The sequence below is a fragment of the Nonomuraea sp. PA05 genome (assembly GCF_008086045.1).
GTDB lineage: Bacteria > Actinomycetota > Actinomycetes > Streptosporangiales > Streptosporangiaceae > Nonomuraea > Nonomuraea monospora.
Window position 1 is genome coordinate 59664 of sequence record NZ_VSEY01000051.1, and the last position, 23484, is coordinate 83147.

The 23484-nt window shown below is 70.6% G+C and carries 24 protein-coding genes and 1 pseudogene; 11 read left to right on the forward strand and 14 right to left on the reverse strand.

Annotated features, from left to right (window positions below):
- Positions 1-7: 7 nt before the first annotated feature.
- On the reverse strand, positions 8-1708 hold the full coding sequence (locus tag FXF51_RS51310) for a serine/threonine-protein kinase (RefSeq protein WP_148442142.1): 1701 nt from the start codon (positions 1706-1708) through the stop codon (positions 8-10).
- A gap of 241 nt (positions 1709-1949) precedes the next feature.
- Between FXF51_RS51310 and FXF51_RS51315 the strand changes: the two genes are divergently transcribed.
- The gene (locus FXF51_RS51315; RefSeq protein ID WP_187415025.1) at positions 1950-2330 is read left to right on the forward strand and encodes a thioesterase family protein; all 381 of its coding nucleotides are present in this window, start codon (positions 1950-1952) and stop codon (positions 2328-2330) included.
- On the opposite strand, the gene FXF51_RS51320 is transcribed toward FXF51_RS51315, so the two are convergent.
- The 6 genes from FXF51_RS51320 to FXF51_RS51345 form a co-directional block, all read right to left on the reverse strand.
- Entirely contained in the window at positions 2320-2532 is a 213-nt protein-coding gene (locus FXF51_RS51320) for a biotin/lipoyl-binding carrier protein (protein WP_148442143.1), read from the reverse strand. The two genes, FXF51_RS51315 and FXF51_RS51320, sit on opposite strands and share 11 nt — an antisense overlap.
- 16 nt (positions 2533-2548) lie before the next feature.
- Positions 2549-3844 carry an HD-GYP domain-containing protein gene (locus FXF51_RS51325; RefSeq protein ID WP_148442144.1) on the reverse strand — a complete coding sequence of 432 codons (1296 nt, stop codon included), beginning with the start codon at positions 3842-3844 and terminating at the stop codon, positions 2549-2551.
- Entirely contained in the window at positions 3841-5196 is a 1356-nt protein-coding gene (locus FXF51_RS51330; RefSeq protein WP_148442145.1) for an HD-GYP domain-containing protein, read from the reverse strand. Before FXF51_RS51330 ends, FXF51_RS51325 begins: the two co-directional genes overlap by 4 nt.
- Before the next feature lie 220 nt (positions 5197-5416).
- The gene (locus FXF51_RS51335; protein WP_148442146.1) at positions 5417-6358 is read right to left on the reverse strand and encodes an NAD-dependent epimerase/dehydratase family protein; all 942 of its coding nucleotides are present in this window, start codon (positions 6356-6358) and stop codon (positions 5417-5419) included.
- A gap of 10 nt (positions 6359-6368) precedes the next feature.
- Entirely contained in the window at positions 6369-6635 is a 267-nt protein-coding gene (rsrA, locus tag FXF51_RS51340) for a mycothiol system anti-sigma-R factor (RefSeq protein WP_148442147.1), read from the reverse strand.
- A complete protein-coding gene (locus FXF51_RS51345; RefSeq protein ID WP_043624264.1) occupies positions 6632-7237 on the reverse strand; it encodes a sigma-70 family RNA polymerase sigma factor in 606 nt (201 codons plus the stop codon). Before FXF51_RS51345 ends, rsrA begins: the two co-directional genes overlap by 4 nt.
- 233 nt (positions 7238-7470) lie before the next feature.
- On the opposite strand from FXF51_RS51345, the gene FXF51_RS51350 reads away from it, so the two are divergent.
- Positions 7471-8214: a class I SAM-dependent methyltransferase gene (locus FXF51_RS51350; protein ID WP_148442148.1), complete on the forward strand. Its 744-nt coding sequence runs from the start codon at positions 7471-7473 to the stop codon at positions 8212-8214.
- 85 nt (positions 8215-8299) lie between these two features.
- Here the strand turns inward: FXF51_RS51350 and FXF51_RS51355 are convergent, their stop codons facing one another.
- Positions 8300-8632, reverse strand: coding sequence for a TraR/DksA family transcriptional regulator (locus tag FXF51_RS51355; protein ID WP_148442149.1), 333 nt, complete (start codon positions 8630-8632; stop codon positions 8300-8302).
- 155 nt (positions 8633-8787) lie between these two features.
- On the reverse strand, positions 8788-9534 hold the full coding sequence (locus FXF51_RS51360; protein WP_148442150.1) for an SOS response-associated peptidase: 747 nt from the start codon (positions 9532-9534) through the stop codon (positions 8788-8790).
- A 95-nt stretch (positions 9535-9629) separates the two neighbouring features.
- Here FXF51_RS51360 and aroA point away from each other — a divergent pair, with 95 nt between their 5' ends.
- Positions 9630-10970, forward strand: coding sequence for a 3-phosphoshikimate 1-carboxyvinyltransferase (aroA, locus tag FXF51_RS51365; protein WP_148442151.1), 1341 nt, complete (start codon positions 9630-9632; stop codon positions 10968-10970).
- A 453-nt stretch (positions 10971-11423) separates the two neighbouring features.
- Positions 11424-12455 (forward strand): annotated as a pseudogene (gene rsgA / locus FXF51_RS51370) (ribosome small subunit-dependent GTPase A); the annotation flags it as partial.
- A 258-nt stretch (positions 12456-12713) separates the two neighbouring features.
- Here rsgA and FXF51_RS51375 read toward each other — a convergent pair.
- Positions 12714-13175 carry a DUF4442 domain-containing protein gene (locus FXF51_RS51375; RefSeq protein ID WP_222871838.1) on the reverse strand — a complete coding sequence of 154 codons (462 nt, stop codon included), beginning with the start codon at positions 13173-13175 and terminating at the stop codon, positions 12714-12716.
- Between the two features lie 90 nt (positions 13176-13265).
- Here FXF51_RS51375 and hisN point away from each other — a divergent pair, with 90 nt between their 5' ends.
- Entirely contained in the window at positions 13266-14063 is a 798-nt protein-coding gene (gene hisN, locus FXF51_RS51380; RefSeq protein WP_148442153.1) for a histidinol-phosphatase, read from the forward strand.
- On the opposite strand, the gene FXF51_RS51385 is transcribed toward hisN, so the two are convergent.
- The gene (locus FXF51_RS51385) at positions 14060-15748 is read right to left on the reverse strand and encodes a right-handed parallel beta-helix repeat-containing protein (RefSeq protein ID WP_222871839.1); all 1689 of its coding nucleotides are present in this window, start codon (positions 15746-15748) and stop codon (positions 14060-14062) included. The genes hisN and FXF51_RS51385 overlap by 4 nt on opposite strands.
- Before the next feature lie 66 nt (positions 15749-15814).
- On the opposite strand from FXF51_RS51385, the gene FXF51_RS51390 reads away from it, so the two are divergent.
- A complete protein-coding gene (locus FXF51_RS51390; RefSeq protein WP_222871840.1) occupies positions 15815-16645 on the forward strand; it encodes a TetR/AcrR family transcriptional regulator in 831 nt (276 codons plus the stop codon).
- 8 nt (positions 16646-16653) lie between these two features.
- Here the strand turns inward: FXF51_RS51390 and FXF51_RS51395 are convergent, their stop codons facing one another.
- A complete protein-coding gene (locus FXF51_RS51395; protein WP_148442155.1) occupies positions 16654-17442 on the reverse strand; it encodes a fructosamine kinase family protein in 789 nt (262 codons plus the stop codon).
- Complete coding sequence (locus tag FXF51_RS51400) at positions 17429-17911, reverse strand: low molecular weight protein-tyrosine-phosphatase (RefSeq protein WP_148442156.1); 483 nt, start codon at positions 17909-17911, stop codon at positions 17429-17431. Before FXF51_RS51400 ends, FXF51_RS51395 begins: the two co-directional genes overlap by 14 nt.
- A gap of 120 nt (positions 17912-18031) precedes the next feature.
- Here FXF51_RS51400 and pstS point away from each other — a divergent pair, with 120 nt between their 5' ends.
- From pstS to FXF51_RS51425, 5 genes are read left to right on the forward strand one after another with little or no spacing between them, the layout of a single operon-like run.
- Positions 18032-19147: a phosphate ABC transporter substrate-binding protein PstS gene (gene pstS, locus FXF51_RS51405; protein WP_148442157.1), complete on the forward strand. Its 1116-nt coding sequence runs from the start codon at positions 18032-18034 to the stop codon at positions 19145-19147.
- 6 nt (positions 19148-19153) lie between these two features.
- The gene (pstC, locus tag FXF51_RS51410) at positions 19154-20134 is read left to right on the forward strand and encodes a phosphate ABC transporter permease subunit PstC (protein ID WP_148442158.1); all 981 of its coding nucleotides are present in this window, start codon (positions 19154-19156) and stop codon (positions 20132-20134) included.
- Positions 20131-21006 carry a phosphate ABC transporter permease PstA gene (gene pstA / locus FXF51_RS51415; RefSeq protein ID WP_148442159.1) on the forward strand — a complete coding sequence of 292 codons (876 nt, stop codon included), beginning with the start codon at positions 20131-20133 and terminating at the stop codon, positions 21004-21006. Before pstC ends, pstA begins: the two co-directional genes overlap by 4 nt.
- Positions 21007-21021: 15 nt before the next feature.
- A complete protein-coding gene (gene pstB / locus FXF51_RS51420) occupies positions 21022-21801 on the forward strand; it encodes a phosphate ABC transporter ATP-binding protein PstB (protein WP_148442160.1) in 780 nt (259 codons plus the stop codon).
- Between the two features lie 26 nt (positions 21802-21827).
- Positions 21828-22526, forward strand: coding sequence for a winged-helix domain-containing protein (locus FXF51_RS51425; protein WP_262380438.1), 699 nt, complete (start codon positions 21828-21830; stop codon positions 22524-22526).
- On the opposite strand, the gene FXF51_RS51430 is transcribed toward FXF51_RS51425, so the two are convergent.
- A complete protein-coding gene (locus FXF51_RS51430; RefSeq protein WP_262380439.1) occupies positions 22495-23442 on the reverse strand; it encodes a class A beta-lactamase-related serine hydrolase in 948 nt (315 codons plus the stop codon). The two genes, FXF51_RS51425 and FXF51_RS51430, sit on opposite strands and share 32 nt — an antisense overlap.
- Positions 23443-23484 lie beyond the last annotated feature (42 nt).

Here is a 23484-nt window from a genome sequence, read left to right on the forward strand (position 1 = left end):
GCGGCCCCTACGACTTCTTCGGCGTGGGGGTCGGCGTCGGGGTGGGCGTGGGCGAGGCGTCCTCGGGGCAGACGCTGTCGACGACGACCAGCGTGACGGTGGTGCCCTTGGTCACCGGCTTGCCCGCGCCCGGCGTGGTCGCCTTGACCCTGCCGCAGCGCATGCCGTCGGTGGTGGTGGTCTGGTCCTCAGGGTTGGACAGCAGGCCGGCCGCCTCCACCATGCTCACCGCGTCCGGGTAGCGCTTGCCGATCACGTTCGGCATCAGCACCTTGTTGGTGGACACGGTGGGGGTGGGCGACTTCGAGACCGACGGGGTGGAGGAGGGCGTGCTCGACGGCGTCTTCGTCGGCTCCTCGGTCTCCTCGGGAGCCTGGGTGGGCGGCCTCGACGTCCTGACGGTGGGGGGCCTGGTCGTCTCCCTCGTCGGCTCGGGCTCCTCGGGCTTCGACGTGGTGGGCCTGGGCGGCTTGGTGGTCTCCGGATCGGCGGCGTTGGTCATGGTGGTCGTCGGCTCCGGTGAGCCGAGGGGCATGCCCGTCAGCGCGACCGCGGTGGCGCCCGCGCCGAGCACGACCGCCGCCGCGATGCCCGCGATCAGCCCTGTCCTGCGCGGTGCCTTGGCCGCGCGGCGGCTCCCGCCGCGCCGGTCGGAGACCGCCGTGTCCTCGTGCGCCATCCTGGCGCCCGTCTGGTACGGGTTCGGGTCGTGCTGGCCGGGCTGCTGGAACTGACCCGTCTGCTGGTACTGCTGGCCGGTCTGGGCGTACTGCTGGCCCGTCTGCGGGTACTGCTGCTGCTGTTGCGGGGCCTGCTGGTACTGCTGCGATGCCTGCTGCTGCGGCGCCTGGGCCATGGTGGAGCCGGTGGCCAGCTCGGGGACGGCGGGCGTCTGGCCGCTGGCGATGGCCCTGGCTGCCTCGCTCATCGCGCGTGCGCTGGGGTAGCGCCTGGCCGGGTCCTTCGACAGGGCGATCTCGACCAGCGTGCGCACCGGCTGGGGGATGTCCTGGGGCAGCGGCGGCGGGGCCTCGCGGATGTGCTTGAGCGCGATCGTGACCGCGCTGTCGCCGTCGAAGGGCCGCTGGCCGACCAGGCACTCGTAGGCGACCACGCCGAGCGCGTAGATGTCCACGGCGGGCGTCACGGGGGCGCCCTCGGCCTGCTCGGGGGCGCAGTAGGCGGCGGTGCCGAGCACCATGCCGGCGTCGGTGAGCCGGCTGGCGATGTCGGAGCGGGCGATGCCGAAGTCGGTGAGGACGAGTGTGCCGTCGCGCTGCACGAGCAGGTTGCCCGGCTTGACGTCGCGGTGCACGATGCCCTGGTCGTGCACGGCCTGAAGGGCCGAGGCGGCCTGCGCGATGAGCTCCATGGCCGCCTGCGGCGGGATGCGCCCCAGCCTGGCCAGCAGGCGGTCGAGCGGCTCGCCGTCGACGAACTTCATCACCAGGTAGACGGTGTCGCCGCTGACGCCGTAGTCGTAGACGTCCACCACGCCGGAGTGGTTGATCGTGGCCATCGCCCGCGCTTCCCCCTGGAAGCGTGCGACGAACCCGGGGTCCTCCATGCGGCCTGGGAGCAGCACTTTGACGGCGACGGTGCGCGCGAGCACGACGTCCTCGCCTCGCCACACCTCGCCCATGCCACCGGCACCGATGCGGGTATCCAGCCGATACCGCCCCGCCAGTGTCGTCCCTTGGGCCACCATGATTCCCCCGCTACCCCCTACTTCCGTAACCCTCTTACCTCGCCCACCCCGCGGACCTCCAACAAAGCGAAGTTTTGTCGCGGTGAGGTAACACAGTGGTCACGGAACTCAGAGAGTGTACGACTCACCTGACCCACATGCCACTCAAATGCCTCAAGCCGTACAAAGCCTATCCTGGGGCCTTACGACCTCACTTGTCCGCGTTTCCGGTAACTCAGCGGCCTCATGAGAGGCTCGTGACATGACGCTCACGCCTGGTCTCCGTGCCCAACTGCTCATCATGGTCGAGATGGAGGACACCGCGAAGCGGATCGGCAGCGGCGACGTGCCCGTGCTGGCCACGCCCCGGTTGCTCGCGCTGGCGGAGGCGGCGACCGTACGCGCCGTCGAGCGGCACCTCGCGCCCGGCGAGACCTCCGTCGGCACCCGGGTCGAGCTCGAACACCTGGCCGCCAGCCCGCTCGGCGCCCACGTCCAGGTCGGCGTGGAGCTGACCGAGGTGGACGGGCGGCGGCTGGTCTTCGCGTTCGAGGCGCACGACAAGCACACCGTGGTCGGCAAGGGCACCATCGAGCGCGTCGTGGTCGATCGCGCCAAGTTCCTCGCCCGCGCTACTCGATGACGGCGATCAGGTCGCCCTCCTGGACGGTGTCGCCCTCGGCGACCCCGACCCGCGCCACCACGCCGCTCTCCTCGCAGAGCACGGGGATCTCCATCTTCATGGACTCCAGGATGACCAGCGTGTCGCCTTCGGAGACGGTGTCGCCCGCCTGGACGACCACCTTCCTGACACCGGCCACCATCTCGGCAAGCACCTCAGCCACCGGGACTCCCCTCGTTTCACACGCGGCCGCGGTCGATCACCCGGCCCAGCGCCTCGACCGCATGAGGATCGTACGCGCTGCCCGACGACAGCCGGATGCGCTCCAGCGCGGCCCCGCCGCGGTCGCGGTCGGTCGAGGGGCCCACCAGGTCGTCGTAGGCGTTGGCGACCTTGATGATGCGGCTCGACAGCGGCGGGTCGTCGGTGATCGGGTCGCACTGCCTGCTGACCACCTCGGCCACCCGGTCGAGCACGCCCGTCTGCCTGATCACCTCCGCGCCCAGCTCGGCGATGCGACGGGCCTGCTCGGGGTCGGTCAGCACGGTCGCGCCGCCGGGGATCGGGTCGCGCAGCGAGAGCTGGCCGATGTCGTGCATCAGCGCGGCGTACTCCAGCTCCAGCAGCTCGGGCTCGGCCATGCCCAGCTCCCTGCCGATCGCCACGGCCAGGCGGCTCACCCGGCGTGAGTGCCCCGGCTCGACGTAGCCGCCCACCTCGGTGACCCGCGACAGCGCGCGGACGGTCTGCAGGTAGGTGGCCCTGATGCCGGCGTACTTGCGGAAGGCCACCTGCGTGACCAGCAGCGGCGCCGCGAACACCAGCAGCGCCACCAGGTCCATGCTGTGCGTGGCCAGGGCGAGCAGCACGCCCGACGAGGCCACGGCGGCGCCCAGCGGGAAGGCCATGTTGATCTCGTCGCGCACGGCCACCCTGAACGCCGTGCGCACCTGCTCGGCGCGCAGCAGCGCGGCGACCAGCACGTCGATCAGCAGGGTGATCCCTATGAGGGTGACCATCACCACCAGCGCCGGCCACCACGTGCTGGTCGGCGGCTTCGTCATCTCGTACAGCGGGGTCGCCAGCGGCCGGAAGGCGAAGGCCAGCAGCGCGCCGGTGAGCAGCCGCCTGGCCATCGCGTCGAGGCGCGGCGGGCGGCCCACCGCCAGGTGCGGGAGCGCCCCCGCCGTCATGCCCACCGCGATCACGGCCACGACCTGCAGCGCCGAGTGCTCCAGCGGGGTCTGGCTGAGGTCGAGCAGCAGCGTGTAGCCGAGCGCGGCGGCGGCGCCGATCGGCGCGACCTCCCTGTTGCCCGGCATGGTGAGCCTGGCCAGCTCGCCGACCGCGATCAGCGCGCCGAACCCGACCGCGATCTCCGGCCGCTCCAGCCCGACCGCCGCCGTGTGCGCCACGCCCGCCAGCGCGACCAGGCCCGCCGCGCAGATGAGCAGGAGCTGGCCTGAGTCGAGGCGGCGCAGGACCGTGTTGAGCGAGCGGCCCGAGGCGCGCCTGACGCGCTCTGTGGTGATCATGACCCGGTCACGACCTGGATGGGCATAGTCGGGTCGTCGTGGTCCTTGATCGTCGCCTCCGCGGCGTCGGGCGGCGGCTGGTCGACCCGGCGCGGCGGCTGCCACGGCTCGCGCTCCAGCGCGCGGATGAAGGCCGCCACCATCACCGGGTCGAAGTGCGTGCCCGCGCTCTTGCGCAGCTCCTCCACGGCCTCGGGGACGGGCCGGGCGCCGCGGTAGGAACGGTCGGAGGTCATCGAGTCGAACGCGTCGGCCACCGCGATCACCTTGGCGAACTCGGGGATCTCGTCGCCCGCCAGCCCCATCGGGTAGCCGGTGCCGTCGTGCTTCTCGTGGTGGTGCATGATCCCGGCGTACGCCTCGTCCAGGAAGCCGATGCCCCGCACGATCTCCAGCCCGCGCATCGGGTGGAGCTGGATGGCGGCGAACTCCTCCTCGGTCAGCGGCCCGTCCTTCTGCAGGACCTTGGTGGGCACGCCGAGCTTGCCGACGTCGTGCAGCATGCCCGCGTAGCGGATGGCGCGCACGCGCTCCAGGCCCATGCCGACCTCCTGGGCGATCATGGAGGAGGCGTGCGAGACGCGCGTGCAGTGGCCCCTGGTGTAGTAGTCCTTCGTCTCCACGGCCTGGCAGAGGGCGGCGATCGTGGCGTCGTACGAGCGCTGCTGCGCGTGGTACTGCCCGAACGCCCACCGCGCCACGAACAGCGGCAGCAGCACCAGCACCGCCGAGATCGACGCCACCGTGGCCCACAGGCCCGCCACCAGCAGCCCGAACGTCCCGTAACCCAGATAGGACAGCAGGAACTGCGCCATGCCGCGCATCGGCACCTCGGTGGCCCGCACCTGGGTGGCCAGCCCGACCATGGTGAGCGTGAGCGCGATGTTGAGCGGCACGAAGACGGCCGTGGCGGCGGCGTACGGGCCGATCAGGTCGTCGAAGGCGTTCACCTCCGGCACGCCCACCTGGCCCTGCAGCGCCCGGTAGACCTGCCCGGCCACGAAGCCGCAGATGGCGAACTGCGCGCCGTTGAAGAGCCGTTTGATCAGCGGCAGCCCCGGCCGCACGCTGAGCACGGCGGTCATGCCGACCAGCGCCGCGCCCTCGGGGCCGAGCAGCACCACGGCGGCGAGCGAGGCGGAGAAGCTCACCGACACCGCGAACTGCTCCACGTTCAGCAGCGTCGGCATCGACTCGCACACCAGGAACAGCAGGGCGAGCACCAGGAGGATGTCGAGGTCGTCGGTGGCCACGGGCGCACCGGAGACGACCACGCCGCGTACGACGAGAGCGGCCGCCGCGGCGATCACGGCGACCAGATAGACCCTTGCGGGCCACGGCAGTTCACGCATTGCGGCCCCCCACGGCGGTCAGGTCCAGGACACCCCAGGAGGAACCGCTCCACCGATCATCATGATCACCGGGGTGATCAGCACGATGGCCGTGAGCAGCCGGGCGACCGTAACCTTGGACATCCACATGCCTCCACGTCGACTTGTGGACCTACGCTACAGAACATGCGGTGGCCGCAAGGGCGGAGTCGGAAATCGCAAGCAAAGCGTAATCAAGCCACTACGTGGCGCGACGGCCGGCGGCCCACTCGACGGTCTTCTTCACCCCGGTCGACAGGTCGGTGCGCGGCTGCCAGCCGAGACCCTCGTGCGCGGGCACCGGATCGACCGCCATCGCCGGCAGGTCGCCCAGGCGCGGCGGCGCGAAGCCGGGCTTGTCCTGCGCGCCGGCCGCGTCGGCGATCAGCGAGTGCAGCCGCCGGTCGGCCGTCTGGATGCCGGTGCCGAGATTGAAACGGCGGCCGTTGCCGTCGGACCCGCACGCCCTGACGAAGCCGTCCACCACGTCGCCGACGTAGACGTAGTCGCGGGTCTGGGTGCCGTCGCCGTACAGGACCGTGGGCGTGCCCGCGAGCAGGGCGTCGGTGAAGATGGCCACCACGCCCGCCTCGCCCTCGGGCGACTGGCGCGGGCCGTACACGTTCGACAGGACCAGCGTGGTGTACTCGATGCCGTACAGCGCGCGGAAGGTGGCGAGGTAGATCTCGCCGCTGAGCTTGGAGGCGGCGTACGGCGAGCGCGGGTCGGTGGCCGCGTCGCCGGGCACCGGGATCGTCGCGGGCCGGCCGTAGACGGCCACCGAGGAGGCGAACACCACCTTGCGTGTGCGCCCCTCGTGCGCGGCGTTCAGCACGGCCGCCGTGCCCTCGACGTTCAGCCTGGCGTCGTGCGCCGGGTCGGTCACGCTCTTGCGGACGCTGATCTGGGCCGCCAGGTGGCAGACGACCTCCGGCTGCAGCGCGGCCATCAGCCCGACCAGCGCCGGATCCCTGATGTCCAGCTCGTGCAGCCGGAACCGGTCGCTGCGCGCGGCCTCCAGCAGGTTGTCACGCGAGCCGGACGACAGATCGTCCACGACGTGCACCTCGTGCCCGTCGGCCAGGAGGCGATCGACGAGATTCGAACCGATGAAGCCGGCACCCCCGGTGACCAGAACGCGCATGGAGGAGATCCTAGTCCGCCAGCTCGGACCTCACCTGCGCGATCCGCGCCAGCACCTTCGAACGCAGGTCCGCCGGGACCGGGTCACAACCGCAGTGCTTGTGCACCAGAGCCTTGATCGCCTTGTCGAGGTCGTACTCCTTCAGGCACGGGCTGCACTCGTCGAGGTGCACGCGGATCTCCGCGACGTCTCCCTCGGTCAGCTCACCGTCGAGGTAGGTGTACACCTTGTCGAGGACCTCGCGACAGTCGGTGTCGTGCGGGTTGCCACAGCTCATTTCGATCCCTCCGCCGGGACCAGGCCACGCTCGCGAGCATAGTCCTCAAGGAGGCCCCGGAGCTGCCTGCGTCCTCTGTGCAGCCTCGACATAACGGTGCCGATCGGAGTGCCCATGATGTCGGCGATCTCCTTGTAAGGAAAGCCTTCGACGTCAGCCAGGTAGACGGCGATCCTGAACTCCTCGGGCAGAGCGGCCAGCGCCTGCTTGATGTCACCGTCGGGCAGGTGCTCCAGCGCCTCCACCTCGGCGGACTTCAACCCGCTTGAGGTGTGCGACTCGGCGCGCGCGAGCTGCCAGTCCTCGATCTCCTCGGTGCCCGACTGCTTCGGCTCCCGCTGCTTCTTGCGGTAGCTGTTGATGAAGGTGTTGGTCAGGATGCGGTAGAGCCACGCCTTGAGGTTCGTGCCCTGCTGGAACTGGTGGAACGACGCGAACGCCTTGGCGAAGGTCTCCTGAAGCAGGTCCTCCGCGTCCGCGGGATTTCGGGTCATCCGGAGCGCGGCGGAGTAGAGCTGCTCGAGATACGGCATGACGTCGCGCTCGAATCGCTCGCTTCGCTGCTCCAGCGTCTCCGCGCCTGTCGCGGGCACCGGACCCACCCCCCTAAGATCACCGGTGGCCGGCTGTGGCGGAACACCGTACTCAGGGGAGGATACCCGCTGGCCCGCGACCACCCGGTCAGCGGGCTGGGGTTCTACCAATGTGAGCATGCTCGTCGCAACACGCCCGCGCCCTTGTCTGTTCCCGCAAGATAGAAGGTACGAAGGACCCGGTGCGGGGAACGTCATACGTACCGGCTGGTAGCCCTTTTTCCGGAACCCAGGAGTCGCGTGTGCTGCCCATTCCGGCCGAGGAACTGAACGGCTCAGGGACGCTCGGGCCGTACTGGACCTTCTACCGCGCCGTCGCCGCCGAACAACTCAACCGATGGCTCCCCGGCGAACCCTCCGTGATCCTCGATCTCTCCGGCGGCCGCGGCAAGTGGTCCGGCCAGGCCGCCAGACTGGGGCACCGGGTGATCGAGGTGCTCGACTTCCGCCGGACCCCCGACGGGCTGTCCCGGCTGCGCGACGCCGACAGGGTCCGCCACGTACGCGCCGACGATCTGGCCTTCCTCCCCGACGCGAGCGTCGACGCGGTGCTCGCGGAGGAACGCGTCATGTCGATCGAGCTGATGGCCGAGTCCGCCATGAGCGACGTGGCCAGGGTGCTGCGGCCCGGCGGCCGGGCGCTCGTCTGCGTCGACTCGCTGGTGCTCGGCATGGCGATCCTGGCCGAGCAGGAGCAGTGGCAGCACCTGCGGCAGACCGGCGAGGTCATGCTCGTGCCCTGGCCCGACGGCAGCATCACGCGCTGCTTCAGCAGCGGGCAGTTGCGCGAGCTGCTGATCGGGGCGGGGCTGGAGGTCGAGTGGATGCGCCCGCGCACCGTGCTGTCGCCGTCGACCGTCGACCACGTGCTGAGCTCCGACGCGCGGGCGCTCAACTACCTGGTGCGCACCGAGCTCGAAGCCCAGCCCAACGACGACGACACGGTGGGCATCCACCTGGTCGCCAGCGCCCGCCGTCCCTCCTAGGTGCTCCTAGGACGGCCCGCCGTGGTCACCGCGCCGCCGTTCTTCGTGTTCGGCGGCGTGCGTCCTGCCGCGGGCCGGTACGTCTTCAGCGGCGGCGCTCCTGCTTGCCCTGGCACTGCACGCAGCGCGCGGCCTCCGGACGGGCCTCCAACCGCCCCTCCGGCACCGGCCTGGCGCAGTCGACGCACCTGCCGTACACGCCTTCGTCGATGCGCTTGATCGCCTCCATGATCGCCTGGCGTTGGGAGGTGGCCACGGTCAGCATGGCCTGGGCACGGTCGGCGTCGGTCAGGTCAGAGCCGGCGTCCGCCGCGGAGTGCTCACGCACGGCGACGGGGTCGCCCTGGAGGACCCCGATCGAACGATCCAGTTCCGCGAGCATTTCTTCCAGCCGCTCACGAGCGGTCGTGACGTCCACGAATCCGCACCTCCGGGAGAATGAGGGCAACCCGCGGCTAGGACTCCCCGGATGTCCCGCCCGGTGCATTTAGGGGGCATTTCTGGCGGTGACATCGAGTAAACGGATGCATCGCTTTCCTCACCGGATGCCCACTAACCGTGCTTCTTACACCTTCAGAAAAGCGCGGTTTCCTCCTCCTCGGGGAGAGGTTTGATGAGGTCCGGGCCATTGTTCCGGACGTTGTTGACATCCGTGGACACCGCGTACGCGGTCAGCCGCCCCGGCTCCGCCGGCACCAGCAACCGCCCCGCCTGCTCGGTGTCGGTGAGCTTGGGGTCGAGCCACTCCGACCAGTGATCGCGGTCGATCATCATGGGCATCCTGTCGTGGATGCGGCCGAGCTGGTCCTCCGCGTTCGTGGTGATGACGGTGCAGCTCACCAGCCACTTCTGCGGATCGTCGTCGTCGCGCGACGGGTCCTTCCAGAACTCGTACAAGCCGGCCATCGCCAGCACCCCGCCGTCGGCCGGGTGGATGAAGTACGGCTGCTTCTTCTTCTTTTCGCCCTCCACGGGCATCCACTCGAAGTAGCCGTCGGCCGGCAGCAGGCACCTGCGCTTGGCGAACGCCTGCCGGAACGACGGCTTCTCGGCCAGCGTCTCGGCCCTGGCGTTGATCAGCCGCGAGCCGATCGACGGGTCCTTGGCCCACGGCGGCACCAGGCCCCACTTCACGATCCTGAGCTGCCGCACTCCCCGCTCGGCCTCCTTGGGCACGCGGCTCAGCACGGCGTAGACGTTCTTGGTGGGCGCGACGTTGTAGTCGGCCCCGAGCTCCTTGTCGGGCTCGCCGTCCTGCTCGACCTGGAACTCCTCGAGCAGCTCATGCTTCTTGCGCGCCGAGGCGTATCTACCGCACATGACCCCACACTGCCACGTGACGGCCCCACCCGCATGCCAGCCTCGTCGTCCACAGCCTGTGACCCCTTCCCCGCCCCGGCCAGTAGTCTTTGACCATGCCCGCTCCGCACTGGCCCGCGCCGACGGCGACCACCCCGGTCACCGCCACCGTCCCGCTGCCCGGCTCCAAATCGGTGACCAACCGCGCGCTCCTCCTCGCCGCGCTCGCCGACGGCCCCGGTGTCGTGCGCCAGGCGCTGCGCAGCCGCGACGCGGACCTCATGGTGGCGGCGCTGCGAGCCCTCGGCACGACGCTGGAGCCCATGCGGGAGTCCTCGGCGGGCGTCGACTGGCAGGTGACCCCGGGCCCGATCCGCGGCGGCGCGCACGTGGACGTCGGCCTGGCCGGCACGGTGATGCGGTTCGTGCCCCCGGTGGCCGCCCTGGCCGACGGCCCCGTCTCCTTCGACGGCGACCCGCACGCCCGCAAGCGCCCCATGGGCCCCATCCTCGACGCCCTGCGCTCGCTCGGGGTCAGGATCGACAACGACGCGCTGCCGTTCACGATCAGCGGGCCGCCGGCGGGCGGCGAGGTCACGCTCGACGCGTCCGGGTCGTCGCAGTTCGTCTCGGGCCTGCTGCTGGCGGCGGCGCGCTTCGAGAAGGGCATCACGATCCGCCACGTGGGCCCGCCGGTGCCCTCACTGCCGCACATCGAGATGACCGTGGAGATGCTCAGGGCGGTGGGCGTCCGGGTCGATGCCGGCGAGCGCGACGTGTGGCGGGTGGAGCCCGGCCCGATCGCGGCCAGGGACATGACGGTGGAGCCCGACCTGTCCAACGCGGCCCCGTTCCTGGCGGCGGCTCTGGTGACGGGCGGCACGGTCACGATCCCCGCCTGGCCGCTGCACACCACGCAGGCGGGCGACGCCCTGCGCGACCTGCTCACCACCATGGGCGCCACGGTCACCCGCACCCCCGGCTCGGCGGGGTCCGAGGCCGGTCCCGCGAAGCCCGGCGTTTCCGTCGTGACGGGGCCCGGCACCACCGACCTGGTGGTCACGGGCACGGGCCGGATCTCCGGCATCGACACCGACCTGCGCGACGTCGGCGAGCTGACCCCGACGATCGCCGCCCTGGCGGCGCTGGCCTCGACCCCGAGCCGCATCCGTGGCGTCGCCCACCTGCGCGGCCACGAGACCGACCGCCTCGCCGCACTCGCCACCGAGATCAACCGCCTCGGGGGCGACGCGGAGGAGACCGACGACGGCCTGATCATCCGCCCCCGCCCGCTGCACGGCGGCACCTTCCACAGCTACGACGACCACCGCATGGCCACGGCCGGCGCGGTGATCGGCCTGGCGGTGCCGCAGGTGCTGGTGGAGAACATCGCGACGACCGCCAAGACCCTGCCGGAGTTCGTCCCGATGTGGACGGCGATGCTGGAATCCCGATGACCGGCGAGGCCCAGACCCCGCTGACCGGTGGTGCCGCGAGCCCGATGACCACCACGACGGCAGCCGCCCGGCACCGTCTCCCGGCGGCTGGTTTCGCCCGGGGCACGTCGGGCACTTCGGAGGAGGGCGGCACGTGACAGCGCGCTGCCCGCATGGCGACCGACAGATCCACCAGCACGACACCGCCTCCCGTCCAGGCCCGGGTGGCGTCCGCAGCATTCACACCGGCTACACAGACACTCATACGGTGAGCACCGCCCGCACGTGCCGTCCCTTCGCGAGCTCCGTGCGGCGGAGTCACGCGGGCTGCCCCTCGCCCGTCGGCGGCACAGGTGAGCCGAGCCGACGCGACAGGCCCGCCTCGCGGCACAGCCGTCACCACCACACGCAGGCAGCACGATCACCACGACCACCACAAGGACAGAGGGGAAGCGAGCGCATGGGAGCGGACCGCTGAGAAAGCGGGAATACGACGAGGACGACGTACGGGTCAGGCCGGGCAAGGGTTCCCGCCCCAGGACCCGCATTCGTCCTGCGCACGAGGACGCCGTGGAAGGGTTCGTGGTGGCGGTCGACCGTGGCCGCTACACGACGCTGGTCGAGCCGGAACGCCCGAAGGGGTCGGCCCAGAAACGCAAGCCGCCGCAACGCCGGCTCGTGGTCGCCATGAAGGCGCGCGAGCTGGGCCGTAAGGGCATCGTCGTGGGCGACAGGGTGGCTCTGGTGGGAGACGTCTCCGGCCGCCCCGACACGCTGGCCAGGGTCGTACGCGTGGAGCCGCGCACGTCGATGCTGCGCCGCTCGGCCGACGACACGGACGACACCGACGGCATCGAACGCCCGGTCGTGGCCAACGCCGACCAGCTCGTCATCGTCACCGCCCTGGCGGACCCGCCGCCGCGCCCCCGCATGATCGACCGGATCCTCGTGGCGGCGTTCGACGCCGAGATCGACACCCTGCTCTGCCTCACCAAGTCCGACCTCGCGCCGCCCGACGAGCTGGTGGCGCTCTACGAGCCGCTGGGCGTGCAGCACGTGGTGGTCCACAAGGGCGGCTCGCTGGACGAGCTGCGCGACCACCTGGCCGGCCGCATCAGCGTCCTGGTGGGGCATTCGGGCGTCGGCAAGTCGACGCTCGTCAACGCCCTCGTGCCCGACGCCAACCGCGCGGTCTCGCACGTCAACGCCGTCACCGGCCGTGGCCGCCACACCTCCACCTCGGCCGTGGCCCTTGAGCTGCCGGAGGGCGGCTGGATCATCGACACGCCCGGCGTGCGGAGCTTCGGCCTGGCGCACGTGTCGGTGGAGACGGTGCTGGCGGCCTTCCCCGACCTGGTCGAGGGCACGGTCGACTGTCCCAAGGGGTGCGTGCACCTGGATGAGGACTGCGCGCTGGACGCGTGGGTGGCGGCGGGCAAGGCCGATCCCGCGCGGCTGGAGTCGCTGCGCCGTCTGCTCGCCAGCCGCGAGGGCACCCCGGACGACCCGTCGGGGTCGCGTCGTGAGGGCGCCCAGGACGAGTCGGCAGTTCGGAGCGACGACACCGACGACGACACGCCCGGGCCCGACTACGACGACGACGACACCACAGATGACGACGCCACAGACGACGACACCGACGACACGTCACCGCCCCACGGCGAGCCCGTCCAGCACGACGCCTCCTGACCCCGGCCCGCCGCCCCTGACGCCCGCCGCCGGAGCGCTGCGGACGGGGCCGCTCCGGGCCGGGGGCGGCGTCCCTCAACCCACAGGTCGATGAGGCCGCAGCGTCCACGTGACGGTCAGCGCGGACACCACGACACCATCCCCGTTGGTGATCTCCACCCCCACGTCGAACACCGGCCGCTCCCCCGCGTCCAACGCCGCCACGATCTCCTCCCGCACCCCCGTCAAACGAGCCTCAGCCCGAACGTCCCCCACCGCCACCTTCCGGTACTCGATGGTGGCCGTGGTGGGCAACGGCACGGCCCGTTCGAGCTGATCCCCCAGCGCCGACAGCACAGCGGCCCCCGACGCGGACTCGGCGAGCGTGAAGAGCACCCCCGCGTGCGGCCCCGACACGTGGTTCCTGAATTCCGGACGGTCCGGTACGCGACAGACCGCGCGCCCATCAGCCACCGATTCGAAGACGATCCCCAGAGTCCGGGCAAACGGAACTGTATCCAGCAGCAAGTCACCGACATCTACCGACATACCGCACATGCTACTGGCCAGTAACTGGAACGCGAGTTACCAGAAAAGGGGCGTTAGTGACTGATGTTCTGTATACCCGACACGGTAGCGTGGGCGATCGTGCAGGGTTATAACGATGATCTTCGCCTCGCGCATGTCATGGCGGACGCCGCCGATGACCTGACCATGCGGCGGTTCAAGGCGGTCGACCTCAAGGTCGAGACCAAGCCCGATCTGACGCCGGTCAGCGACGCCGACCGCGCGGTGGAGGAGGCCATCCGGGGCACGTTGCGCCGTGCCAGACCCCGCGACGCGGTGGTGGGCGAGGAGTTCGGCAAGACCGGCTGGGGCGCCCGGTCGTGGATCATCGACCCCATCGACGGCACCAAGAACTACGTGCGCGGCGTGCCGGTCTGGGCCACGCTGATCGCGCTCATGGAGTACGGCAAGGTCGTGGTCGGGCTGGTGTCGGCGCCCGCCCTCGGCCGGCGGTGGTGGGCGGCGACCGAGGGCGGCGCGTGGACGGGCAAGAGCTTGACGAAGGCGTCCCGGATGCGGGTGTCGTCGGTGTCCGCGCTGGAGGACGCCTCGTTCTCGTACTCGAGCTTCGGCGGCTGGGAGAAGCGCGGCAAGCTCGACAACTTCCTCGACCTGAGCCGCGCCTGCTGGCGCACCCGCGCCTACGGCGACTTCTGGTCGCACATGATGGTCGCCGAGGGCTCGGCGGACCTGTCGGCCGAGCCGGAGCTGTCCCCCTGGGACATGGCCGCGCTCACCGTGATCGTCGAGGAGGCCGGCGGCGTCTGGACCGACACCGCCGGGGTGAAGGGCCTGGAGGGCGGCAGCCTCGTGTGCACGAACGGCGTCCTGCACGACGAGGTGATCAACCGCCTCAACGGCACCTCGATCAGAAGCTAGCCACGGGGCCGCAGCAGGCCCGCCCGCGACCGGATGGCCTCGGTCGCGGCGTTCAGCTCCCGTTCATCCTTGATGGTCACGTTCCCCTCGTACGTGACCCCGCTCGGCGGATCGTCGTGCCCGAGCGGGTCGGCGTCCCAGAAGTTGCCCCGGAAGACGACGTCCTCCAGCGGCGGCCCCACATGCAGGACGGACGTGTTGTCGGCGCGCATGACGACGTTCTCCTCGACCGTCACGCCGCTGGCCCCGTAGTCGAGGTAGAGCCCGAAGTTGTACGGCGTGCGCGTGTCCATGATCACGTTCCCCCGCACCTCGGCCCCCTCCCCCTGCGGCCCGCTCAGGTACACCCCGCCCCCGTCGGCCAGCACCTGCATGGTGTCCACGGTGAGGTTGCGCAGGATGCGGATGCCCTCGCCCGTCCCGGCGACGATGCCGCAGTGCGGCACCTCGCGCACCTCGTTGTGCGCGACGACGCAGCCCCGCGTGCCGGTGACGGCGATCCCCGGCGACCCGCTGAACTCCAGCCCGATCCGCCGCACCCGGTTGTCCTCCAGGGTGGTCGCCCGGCCGCCGGACACCACGATGGCGCCGGCGGACAGCGTGTCGAACTCGCAGCCGCGCACGGCCAGCCCTTCGCCCCCGGAAACCCCCAGCCCGGACGCTCCTAGCCGGGTGAACCGGCAGCCCTCGACCACCGCCCCCACCGTGTCCTCGAACCGCACACAAGCCGGGATCGTGACGGAAGCCTGAGGAAACGTCACGCTCGCGCCCTCTCCCAGGACGGCCGTCTCGACCCCGCCGCCCTCGTAGTAGCCGCTCCCGTGGTAGTGCACGAACCCCTCGGGACGCCCCGGCCGCGACCACGTGGCGTCGGCGAACACCAGCCCCTTGAACGCCACCTCCCGCACCCCCGCCACCCGCACCAGCGTCTCCAGGACCGGCGCGATCACGACCGTGCGCGCGGGATCCTCACCGGGCAGCGGCAGGTACATCAGCACGTGATCTCCTGGCCGCGACCGGTCGAGCACGAACGTGCCGGGCTCACGCAGGAAGGCCGGATCGTTCTCGATCGCCGTCGGCAGCCCGGGCCCGCGCGAGGTGTTGCCCTCCCACGTGGAGTTGTACAGCTCGATGGCCCACCCGAACCCCGGCTCGGCCATCGTGATCACCGTCCTGCCCCCATCGTCCGAGGCCCCGGCCATCGCCAGCCGCGCCTCCGTCCACGGGTAGACGCCCCGGTGGACGAACTCGGCGTCCCGCCACCCGAGCGGCTCCGCGCTGTCCGTGACGTATCCGGTCGCGGTCGCCTCCGCCGCCCCTGGCAGCCCGGGGATGGCCGCGCGGGCGGCCCGGCGGCCGTCCACGTAGAGCTGGCGGAACTCCAGGTCGCCGACCCCGGCCAGCCAGACGCCGTCCCGCTCCCGCCACCCCGTGATCGGCTTCCCGCCGCTCACCACCGCCTCCTCCTGCTCGGCGGTCCCGTAGCCGTACGCCTCGTAGACCGTCCCCGAGTCGGCCTCCGTGAGCTCGAACGGCCGGGTCAGCGCGTGCACGCCGCCCCTCAGCCGTACGACGACGTCGCCGGCGACCTCGCGGGCCGCGGACCGGGCACGCTCCAGCGTCAGGAACGGACGCGTCGCGGAGCCCTCCCAGGAGTCGTCGCCCTCGGGAGACACATGGAACATTCTCAGCCACCTCCACTTGTATATGCCGTACACGGAGGAGTACACCATAAACTGTGGAGCATGCCAATGAGCCAGGATCCCGTCGAATTGCTGTGGCGGCAGCAGGAGGAGCCCGAGCCGCGGCCAGGCCTGAACGTGGGCAGGATCGTGCGGGCCGCGGTCGAGCTGGCCGACGCCGAGGGGCTGGAGGGCCTGTCCATGCGCAAGGTCGCCGACCGGCTCGGCTTCACGACCATGTCGCTCTACCGGCACGTGCCCGGCCGCGACCAGCTCGTCGATCTGATGAGCGACGAGGTGATGGGCGAGCACCCGCCGGCGCCGCCGGCGGAGGAAGGGTGGCGAGCCAGGCTGGAGGCGATCGCCAGGCAGGCGTGGGAGATCCGCAAGCGCCATCCCTGGCTGGCCGAGGTGCGCGGCACCCGCCACCTGCCTGGCCCGCGCGGCGTCGCCCACTACGACGACATGCTCGCCACGCTGACGGGCACCGCGCTCAGGCCGTCCGAGGTGATCGCGACCATCGGCCTGCTCGGCCGGTTCGTGGACGCGGAGGCGCTGGTGCTGGTGGAGAGGCAGCGCGAGGAGCGCCGCAGCGGGGTGTCCGAGGAGGAGTGGTGGGGCGGCCGCGACAGCCTGTACGAACGCCTCGACCGCTACTCCGCGATCACGCACCTGTGGGAGTCCGGCGGCTGGCACCATCCGGAGGACTCCTTCGAGTTCGGCCTGCGCCGCCTCCTGGACGGCATCGAGACCCTCATCCAAGAGCGTGACGAAACCCGTGACGAAACATGCCCGGAGTGCGGCAAGGCGCTGGAGCCCGCCGCCACGCCAGGCCGTCCCCGCGTGTACTGCTCACGCGCGTGCCAGCAACGCGCCTACCGCAAGCGCGCGACGACCTGAAGCACAGGTCAGAGCGCCAGCACCCGCCGTACCGCCCCCATCAGACTCTCCCGATAACCCGCGCCGTACAGCACCACATGCACCAGCAGCGGGTGAAGCTGGTGCAGCGGCACCCGCTCCCGCCACCCCTCCGCCAACGGCCACTCCTCCCGATAAGCCCCCATCACCCGATCCAGATACGGCAACCCGAACAACTGCAACATCGCCAGATCCGTCTCCCGATGCCCCCCGTGCGCGGCCGGATCGATCAGCACCCCGCCGCCACCGGCCCACAGCACGTTCCCGCTCCACAGATCCCCATGAATGCGCGCGACCGGCTCAGCGGGCCCCGCCACCTCCCTGATCCGCCCCACGGCCCGCTCCACCAGCGCCACGTCGGCGGCAGGCAACCCGGCGAGCCGCAGGAACGGCAACACCCGCCGTTCACCGTAGAAGGCGGGCCAGTCGTCGCACGGCGAGTTGTCCATCGGCAGCTCGGCGATGAACCCCGCCCACGGCGCACCGAACGCGGGCGCCCCGGCCCGGTGCAGCCGCGCCAGCGACCGCCCGAACCGCTCGGCAGCCGCGGCCTCGGGCCGCTCCTGGCGTACCCAGGACAGCACGAGCCGGTCGGGCCGCACCTCGATCACCTCGGGCACCGCGGCGGCCTCACCCAGCCAGCGCAGCCCCGCGGCCTCGGAGGCGAACAGCTCCGAGGCGGCGTCGCCGCTCTTGGCGAACACCTCACGCCCGTCGTCCAGCACGCCCCGCCGCAACCGGCGGCCGTGCGACGAGCCGAGCTCCTCAGTGAATCTCATCGAGCGCGCCGGAGACATGCTTGGCGACGCCCTCGGCCGCGGCCTCGACGAGCCCCAGCACCTCCTCGAACCCCTCCCGGCCCCCGTAGTACGGATCGGGCACCTCGGCCCCTTCCGGCGCCGCCGGGTCGAACGAGCGGAACAGCCGCACCTCCACCCCGGCGGACGCCAGCCGGCGCAGGTTGGACAGGTTGTCCCTGTCCATGGCGAGGACGAGGTCGTAGCGGTCGAACCAGTCTTTGGTGAACTGCCGGGCCCGGTGCGTGGACCCGTCGTAACCGTGATCGGCGAGGATCTCCAGCGCCCGTTCGTCCATCGGATCGCCCACGTGCCACCCGCCCGTCCCGGCGCTCTCGACGACGACACGCTCGGCCAGGCCGCGGTCGGCGAGCGTCTGACGGAGGACCACCTCCGCCATCGGCGATCGGCAGATGTTCCCCATGCACACCACGCATACGCGATAAGTCATAGCACCCATCATGAGGGTGACCTGGTGCGTTCACCGAACGTTCACCCTCGATAGGGGGTCTGAGTCACCTTCGCTGCATACCTTCATGGCGACTAAGGACCAAGTGGGAGGAACCCAACCGTGAAGTATGCAGGCCGGCTCGCCGCCGTCGCCGTCGTCGGCGCGCTCTCGCTCGCTGCGTGCGGCACAGACAACAACACCGGCGCTACCGGGAGCACCAGCTCCGCCAGCGCCAGCGCACCCGCCGCGGGCAACGACAACGGTGGCCTGAGTGGCACGATCAACGCCGCGGGCTCCTCGGCCCAGGCCAACGCGATCACCGAGTGGACGAAGAACTTCACGGCCACGAACCCTGGTGTCACCCTGAACTACCAGCCCAGCGGCTCGGGCGCGGGCGTGCAGGCGTTCATCCAGGGCACGGTGTCCTTCGCCGGCTCCGACTCGGCGCTGAAGGAGGACGAGCCCACCCAGGCCAACGCCCGGTGCAAGACCGGCAACGCCATCAACATCCCGATGGTGACCGGCCCGGTCGCGGTCGTCTACAACCTGCCCGGTGTCGAGGGCCTGCAGCTGTCGCCCAAGACGCTCGGCGGCATCTTCAACAGCACCATCACCAAGTGGGACGACGCCGCCATCAAGGCCGACAACCCCGACGCTACGCTGCCCTCCACGCCGATCCAGGCCTTCCACCGCTCGGACGAGTCGGGCACCAGCGACAACTTCACGAAGTTCCTCAAGGCCACCGCCGAGTGGCCGTACGAGCCCGCCAAGGCGTGGCCGGCCGAGGCCAAGGGCCAGGGTTCCAAGGGCTCCGACGGCATCGCCTCCTCCGTCAAGGACACCGAGGGCGCGATCAGCTACGTCGAGCTCTCCTACGCCGAGAACTCCTCGCTGCAGAAGGCCAAGGTCGCCAACGGCGCCGGCGAGTTCGTCGAGCTCACCCCGGAGAGCGCGGCCAAGACGGTCGAGACCGCCGAGGTCAAGGGCACCGGCAACGACCTCGCCCTGTCGATCGACTACGCCACCAAGACCGCGGGCGCCTACCCGATCGTCCTGGTGACCTACGAGATCACCTGCGAGAAGGGCCTGCCGGCCGAGGAGGCCAAGGTCGTCAAGTCCTTCCTCCAGTACACCTCCAGCGACGAGGGCCAGGCGGCGCTCAAGGAGCTGGGCTACGCCCCGCTCTCGGGCGGTCTGCTGACCAAGGTCCGGACCGCGGTCGAGGCGATCTCCTAATCCCCGATGGCGACCAACGTACAGACCCGTGACGGCGGGCCGGCCACGAGCCGGTCCGCCTCGCGGCGCAGCCGCGGTGAAGCGCCTTTCCGTTTCCTGTCGACCGCGGCCGGAGTCACCCTGCTGGCGATCATGGCGGCCATCGCCGTGTTCCTCATCAGCGAGGCGATCCCGGCCCTTCAGGCGAACAAGGCCAACTTCTTCTCCGAGCTGACCTGGGAGCCCAACGCCAGCCGCGAGTTCGGCATCGCCGCCCTGGCGTTCGGCACCGTGCTCAGCTCACTGCTCGCGCTGATCATCGCGACCCCGATCGCGGTCGGCGTGGCCCTGTTCATCTCCCACTACGCGCCGCGCAAGCTGGCCGCCTCGCTCGGCTACCTGATCGACCTGCTCGCCGCCGTGCCCAGCGTGGTGTACGGCCTGTGGGGCGTGGCGTTCCTGGTGCCGCTGCTCCGCACCCCGTCGCAGTGGCTCAACGAGAACCTCGGCTGGTTCCCGCTGTTCGCCGGCGACGGCATCATCGGCGGCAAGACCATGCTCGCCGGCGCGATCGTGCTGGCCATCATGATCCTGCCGATCATCGCGGCCATCTCGCGCGAGGTGTTCCTCCAGGCGCCGAAGATGAACGAGGAAGCGGCGCTCGCGCTCGGCGCGACCCGCTGGGAAATGATCAGGATGGCCGTGCTGCCGTTCGGCCGCCCCGGCGTCATCAGCGCCGCCATGCTCGGCCTCGGCCGCGCCATGGGCGAGACCATCGCGGTCGCGCTGATCTTCCCCGCCACGTTCGAGATCAGCTTCGAGATCCTCACCCCGAACGCCAACAGCATCGCGGCGAACATCGCCAACGGCTTCGCCGAGGCCAACGACATCGGCCGGGGCGCGCTGATCGCGTCCGGTCTGGTGCTGTTCGTCATCACGCTGCTGGTCAACATGGCCGCTCGGTTTGTGATCAACCGTCGTAAGGAGTACGCGAGGGCCGGCGCATGACCACGATCCAACACATCTCCACCGGCCGCCGCATCAAGGACCGGGTCGTCCAGGGCCTGGTCTATCTGGCGTTCGCGCTGGCCGTGGTGCCCCTCGTCTCCGTGCTCTGGCTGGTCATCTCGAACGGCCTGGAGCGCTTCGACCTGGACTTCCTGACGCACTCCATGAACGGCATCGGAGCCAGGGACGCCAACGGCGGCGCGTACCACGCCATCATCGGCACACTCCAGCAGGTGCTGCTGGCCTCCGTCATCTCGGTGCCCATCGGCCTGCTCACCGCCATCTACCTGGTCGAGTACGGCCGCAACGGCCGGCTCAGCCGCTCGATCAGCTTCTTCGTGGACGTCATGACCGGCGTCCCTTCCGTCGTTGCGGGCCTGTTCATCCTCGCGTTCTGGATCCTCTTCCTCGGCTTCGACTACTCCGGCTGGGCGGGCGCGATGGCGCTGTCCATCCTGATGATGCCGACGGTCGTGCGATCCGCCGAGGAGATGCTCCGCCTGGTGCCGGGCGACCTGCGTGAGGCGTCGTACGCGCTGGGCGTGCCGAAGTGGCGCACCATCGTCAAGGTCGTGCTGCCGACCGCGTTCACCGGCATCGTCACCGGCGTCATGCTGGCCGTGGCCCGCGTCGCCGGCGAGACGGCGCCGCTGCTGATGACGGTGTTCTTCACCAACTCCATCAACAACGACCCGTTCACCGGGCCGCAGATGGGCCTTCCGCTCTTCGTCTTCGACCAGGCGGCCCGTCCAAACGACACCGCCATCGACCGGGCGTGGACCGGAGCACTCACGCTCATCCTGATCGTCATGCTGCTCAACCTGGTGGCGCGCCTGATCGCCTGGTGGCGCTCGCCTGCCAAGGGCCGATAGGGGGAAACCGCCACAATGTCCAAGCAGATCCAGGTCTCGGGGCTGGACGCGTACTACGGGTCGCACAAGGCGATCGAGGACGTGTCCATGACCATCGAGCCCCGCTCGATCACCGCCTTCATCGGCCCTTCCGGGTGCGGCAAGTCGACCTTCCTGCGCACGCTCAACCGCATGCACGAGGTCATCCCCGGCGCGCGTGTGGAGGGCAAGGTGCTGCTCGACGGCGAGGACCTCTACGCCCCCACCGTGGAGCCCGTGTCCGTGCGCCGCTCGATCGGCATGGTCTTCCAGCGCCCCAACCCGTTCCCGACGATGTCGATCTACGAGAACGTGGCCGCCGGCCTCCGCCTCAACCGGGGCCGCATCGCCAAGTCCGAGATGGACGGCATCGTCGAGACCTCCCTCAAGGGCGCCAACCTCTGGAACGAGGTCAAGGACCGCCTCAGCAAGCCCGGCGCCGGCCTGTCCGGCGGTCAGCAGCAGCGTCTGTGCATCGCCCGCGCCATCGCGGTGCAGCCGGAGGTCCTGCTGATGGACGAGCCGTGCTCGGCCCTCGACCCGATCTCCACGCTGGCCATCGAGGACCTGATGGCCAAGCTGAAGGACCAGTACACGATCGTCATCGTCACCCACAACATGCAGCAGGCCGCCCGCGTCAGCGACAGGACGGCGTTCTTCAACCTGGCCGCGCAGGGGCAACCGGGCAAGGTCGTGGAAATGGACGAGACGTCCCGCATGTTCACCAACCCGACGCAGAAGGCGACCGAGGACTACATCACGGGGCGCTTCGGCTGATGACCCGACAGCAGGCGGCATCCACGATGAACGGGGACACGAGGACCAAGCCCGTACTGCTCATCGCCGACCCCGACGACTCCGTCGTGGACGACGTGGCCACGGCCCTCGAACGCGAGGGCGTGGCCGTGACCGGGGCCCCTGACGGCGCGCAGGGGCTGCTGCAGGCGGGCGCCCTCCAGCCGGACGTGGTTCTCGTCTCGGCCACGCTGCCGGTCATCGACGCGGTCGAGTTCGTCCGCGCCGTACGTCGGGCCCGGGCCGTGCCCGTGCTGCTCGGCGTCGGCGAGGGGCACGCCGAGCAGGCCGTACGCGCGCTCGCGGCCGGCGCCGCCGCCTGCGTGGCCAGGCCCTACAGGGTGCCTGAGCTGCTGCCGTTCATCCAGGCGGCCTCGCCCGAGTCCCGTAAGGTGCTCGCCGTGGGCGGGGTCGAGCTGGACGTACAGGCCTATCAGGTACGCGTGGCCGGGCGGGCCGTGCACCTGCCGTTGCGCGAGTTCGAGCTCCTGCAGTATCTGATGCGCAACGCCGACCGCACGGTCACCCGCGAGCAGATCATGCGCCACGTCTGGCACGCCGCCGCCAACACCTCGACGAACACCATCGCGGTGCACGTCAAGCGGCTGCGGGCGCGCCTGGGCGACGAGGACGACCAGCTCATCCAGACCGTGCGCGGCGTGGGCTACCGGCTCGTCACGCCCGGCATCGCCGGAAGTCACGCATGATCCGCTCAGCCACGCCTTCGACCGTCGCGATGCCGTACCCCACCTCAGGGCTGCCCTCGGTGAGTACGGCAACGGCGTAGTCGCGCCCGTCACTTCTGATCAGCCCGACGCTGATCGTGGCCCAGAGCTTGTTCGAGACGCGCTTGAGCCAGCCGTTCTTCAGCGCCACCCGTTCGCCTCGGCACGCGGCGGCGCTGATACCCCAGTCCTGGCCGTCCACGACGGCGCCCATGAGCCTGAGCACCTGCTCGCGTTCCGCTGCCTTGAGCGGGCTCTTCCCTGACACCAGCGCCTGCATGAGCCGCACCTGGTCGTCCACTGACGTCTCCGTGATGCCCCAGCAGTACAGGTCGACGCAGCTCCCCGGCACGCCCCTGGTGTGCTTCAACCCGAACGCCTTCCCCGCCGCGCTGAACCCCGCCGCGCCCCCGATCCGCAACCACAGCCGGTCGGCCGCGTGGTTGTCGCTGTAGCGGATCATCTGCTCGGCATCGCGCCGTACCTCCGCGGGAAGCCTCTTCCACGGCGTACGCGACAACAGCGCCATGAGGATCTGCACCTTGGCCGCGCTGGCCGTGATGAGCCGTTCGCCCGCGTGATACCGGTAGACCCGCCCGGTCTCCAGCTCCTTCACCATCGCCGTGACCGTCCCCTGCCGACCGGCCAGGTAGCCGTCGAGCCGCTTGGAGATCCGCTTGGCCGGCACCTCGGCCACCGGCTCCCTGACGAGGCGCTCCTCGGCCAGCCGCAGGCCCGGCACGGCCGCGGCCTGGCGCACCGTGGACGCCGCCACGGGAGAAGGCACAGCGGCGGCGCCGACCTCGGCCGGCTCCTGCTTCTTGGCCGCCAGCAGCGGCGCGAGCAGGGCCAGCACGATGATCAGCCGTGGTATCGCTCTCGCCCCGACCGCGATCACTGCAGCATTATCACGAAAGATCGTGAGCCACCGCTAGCCGCG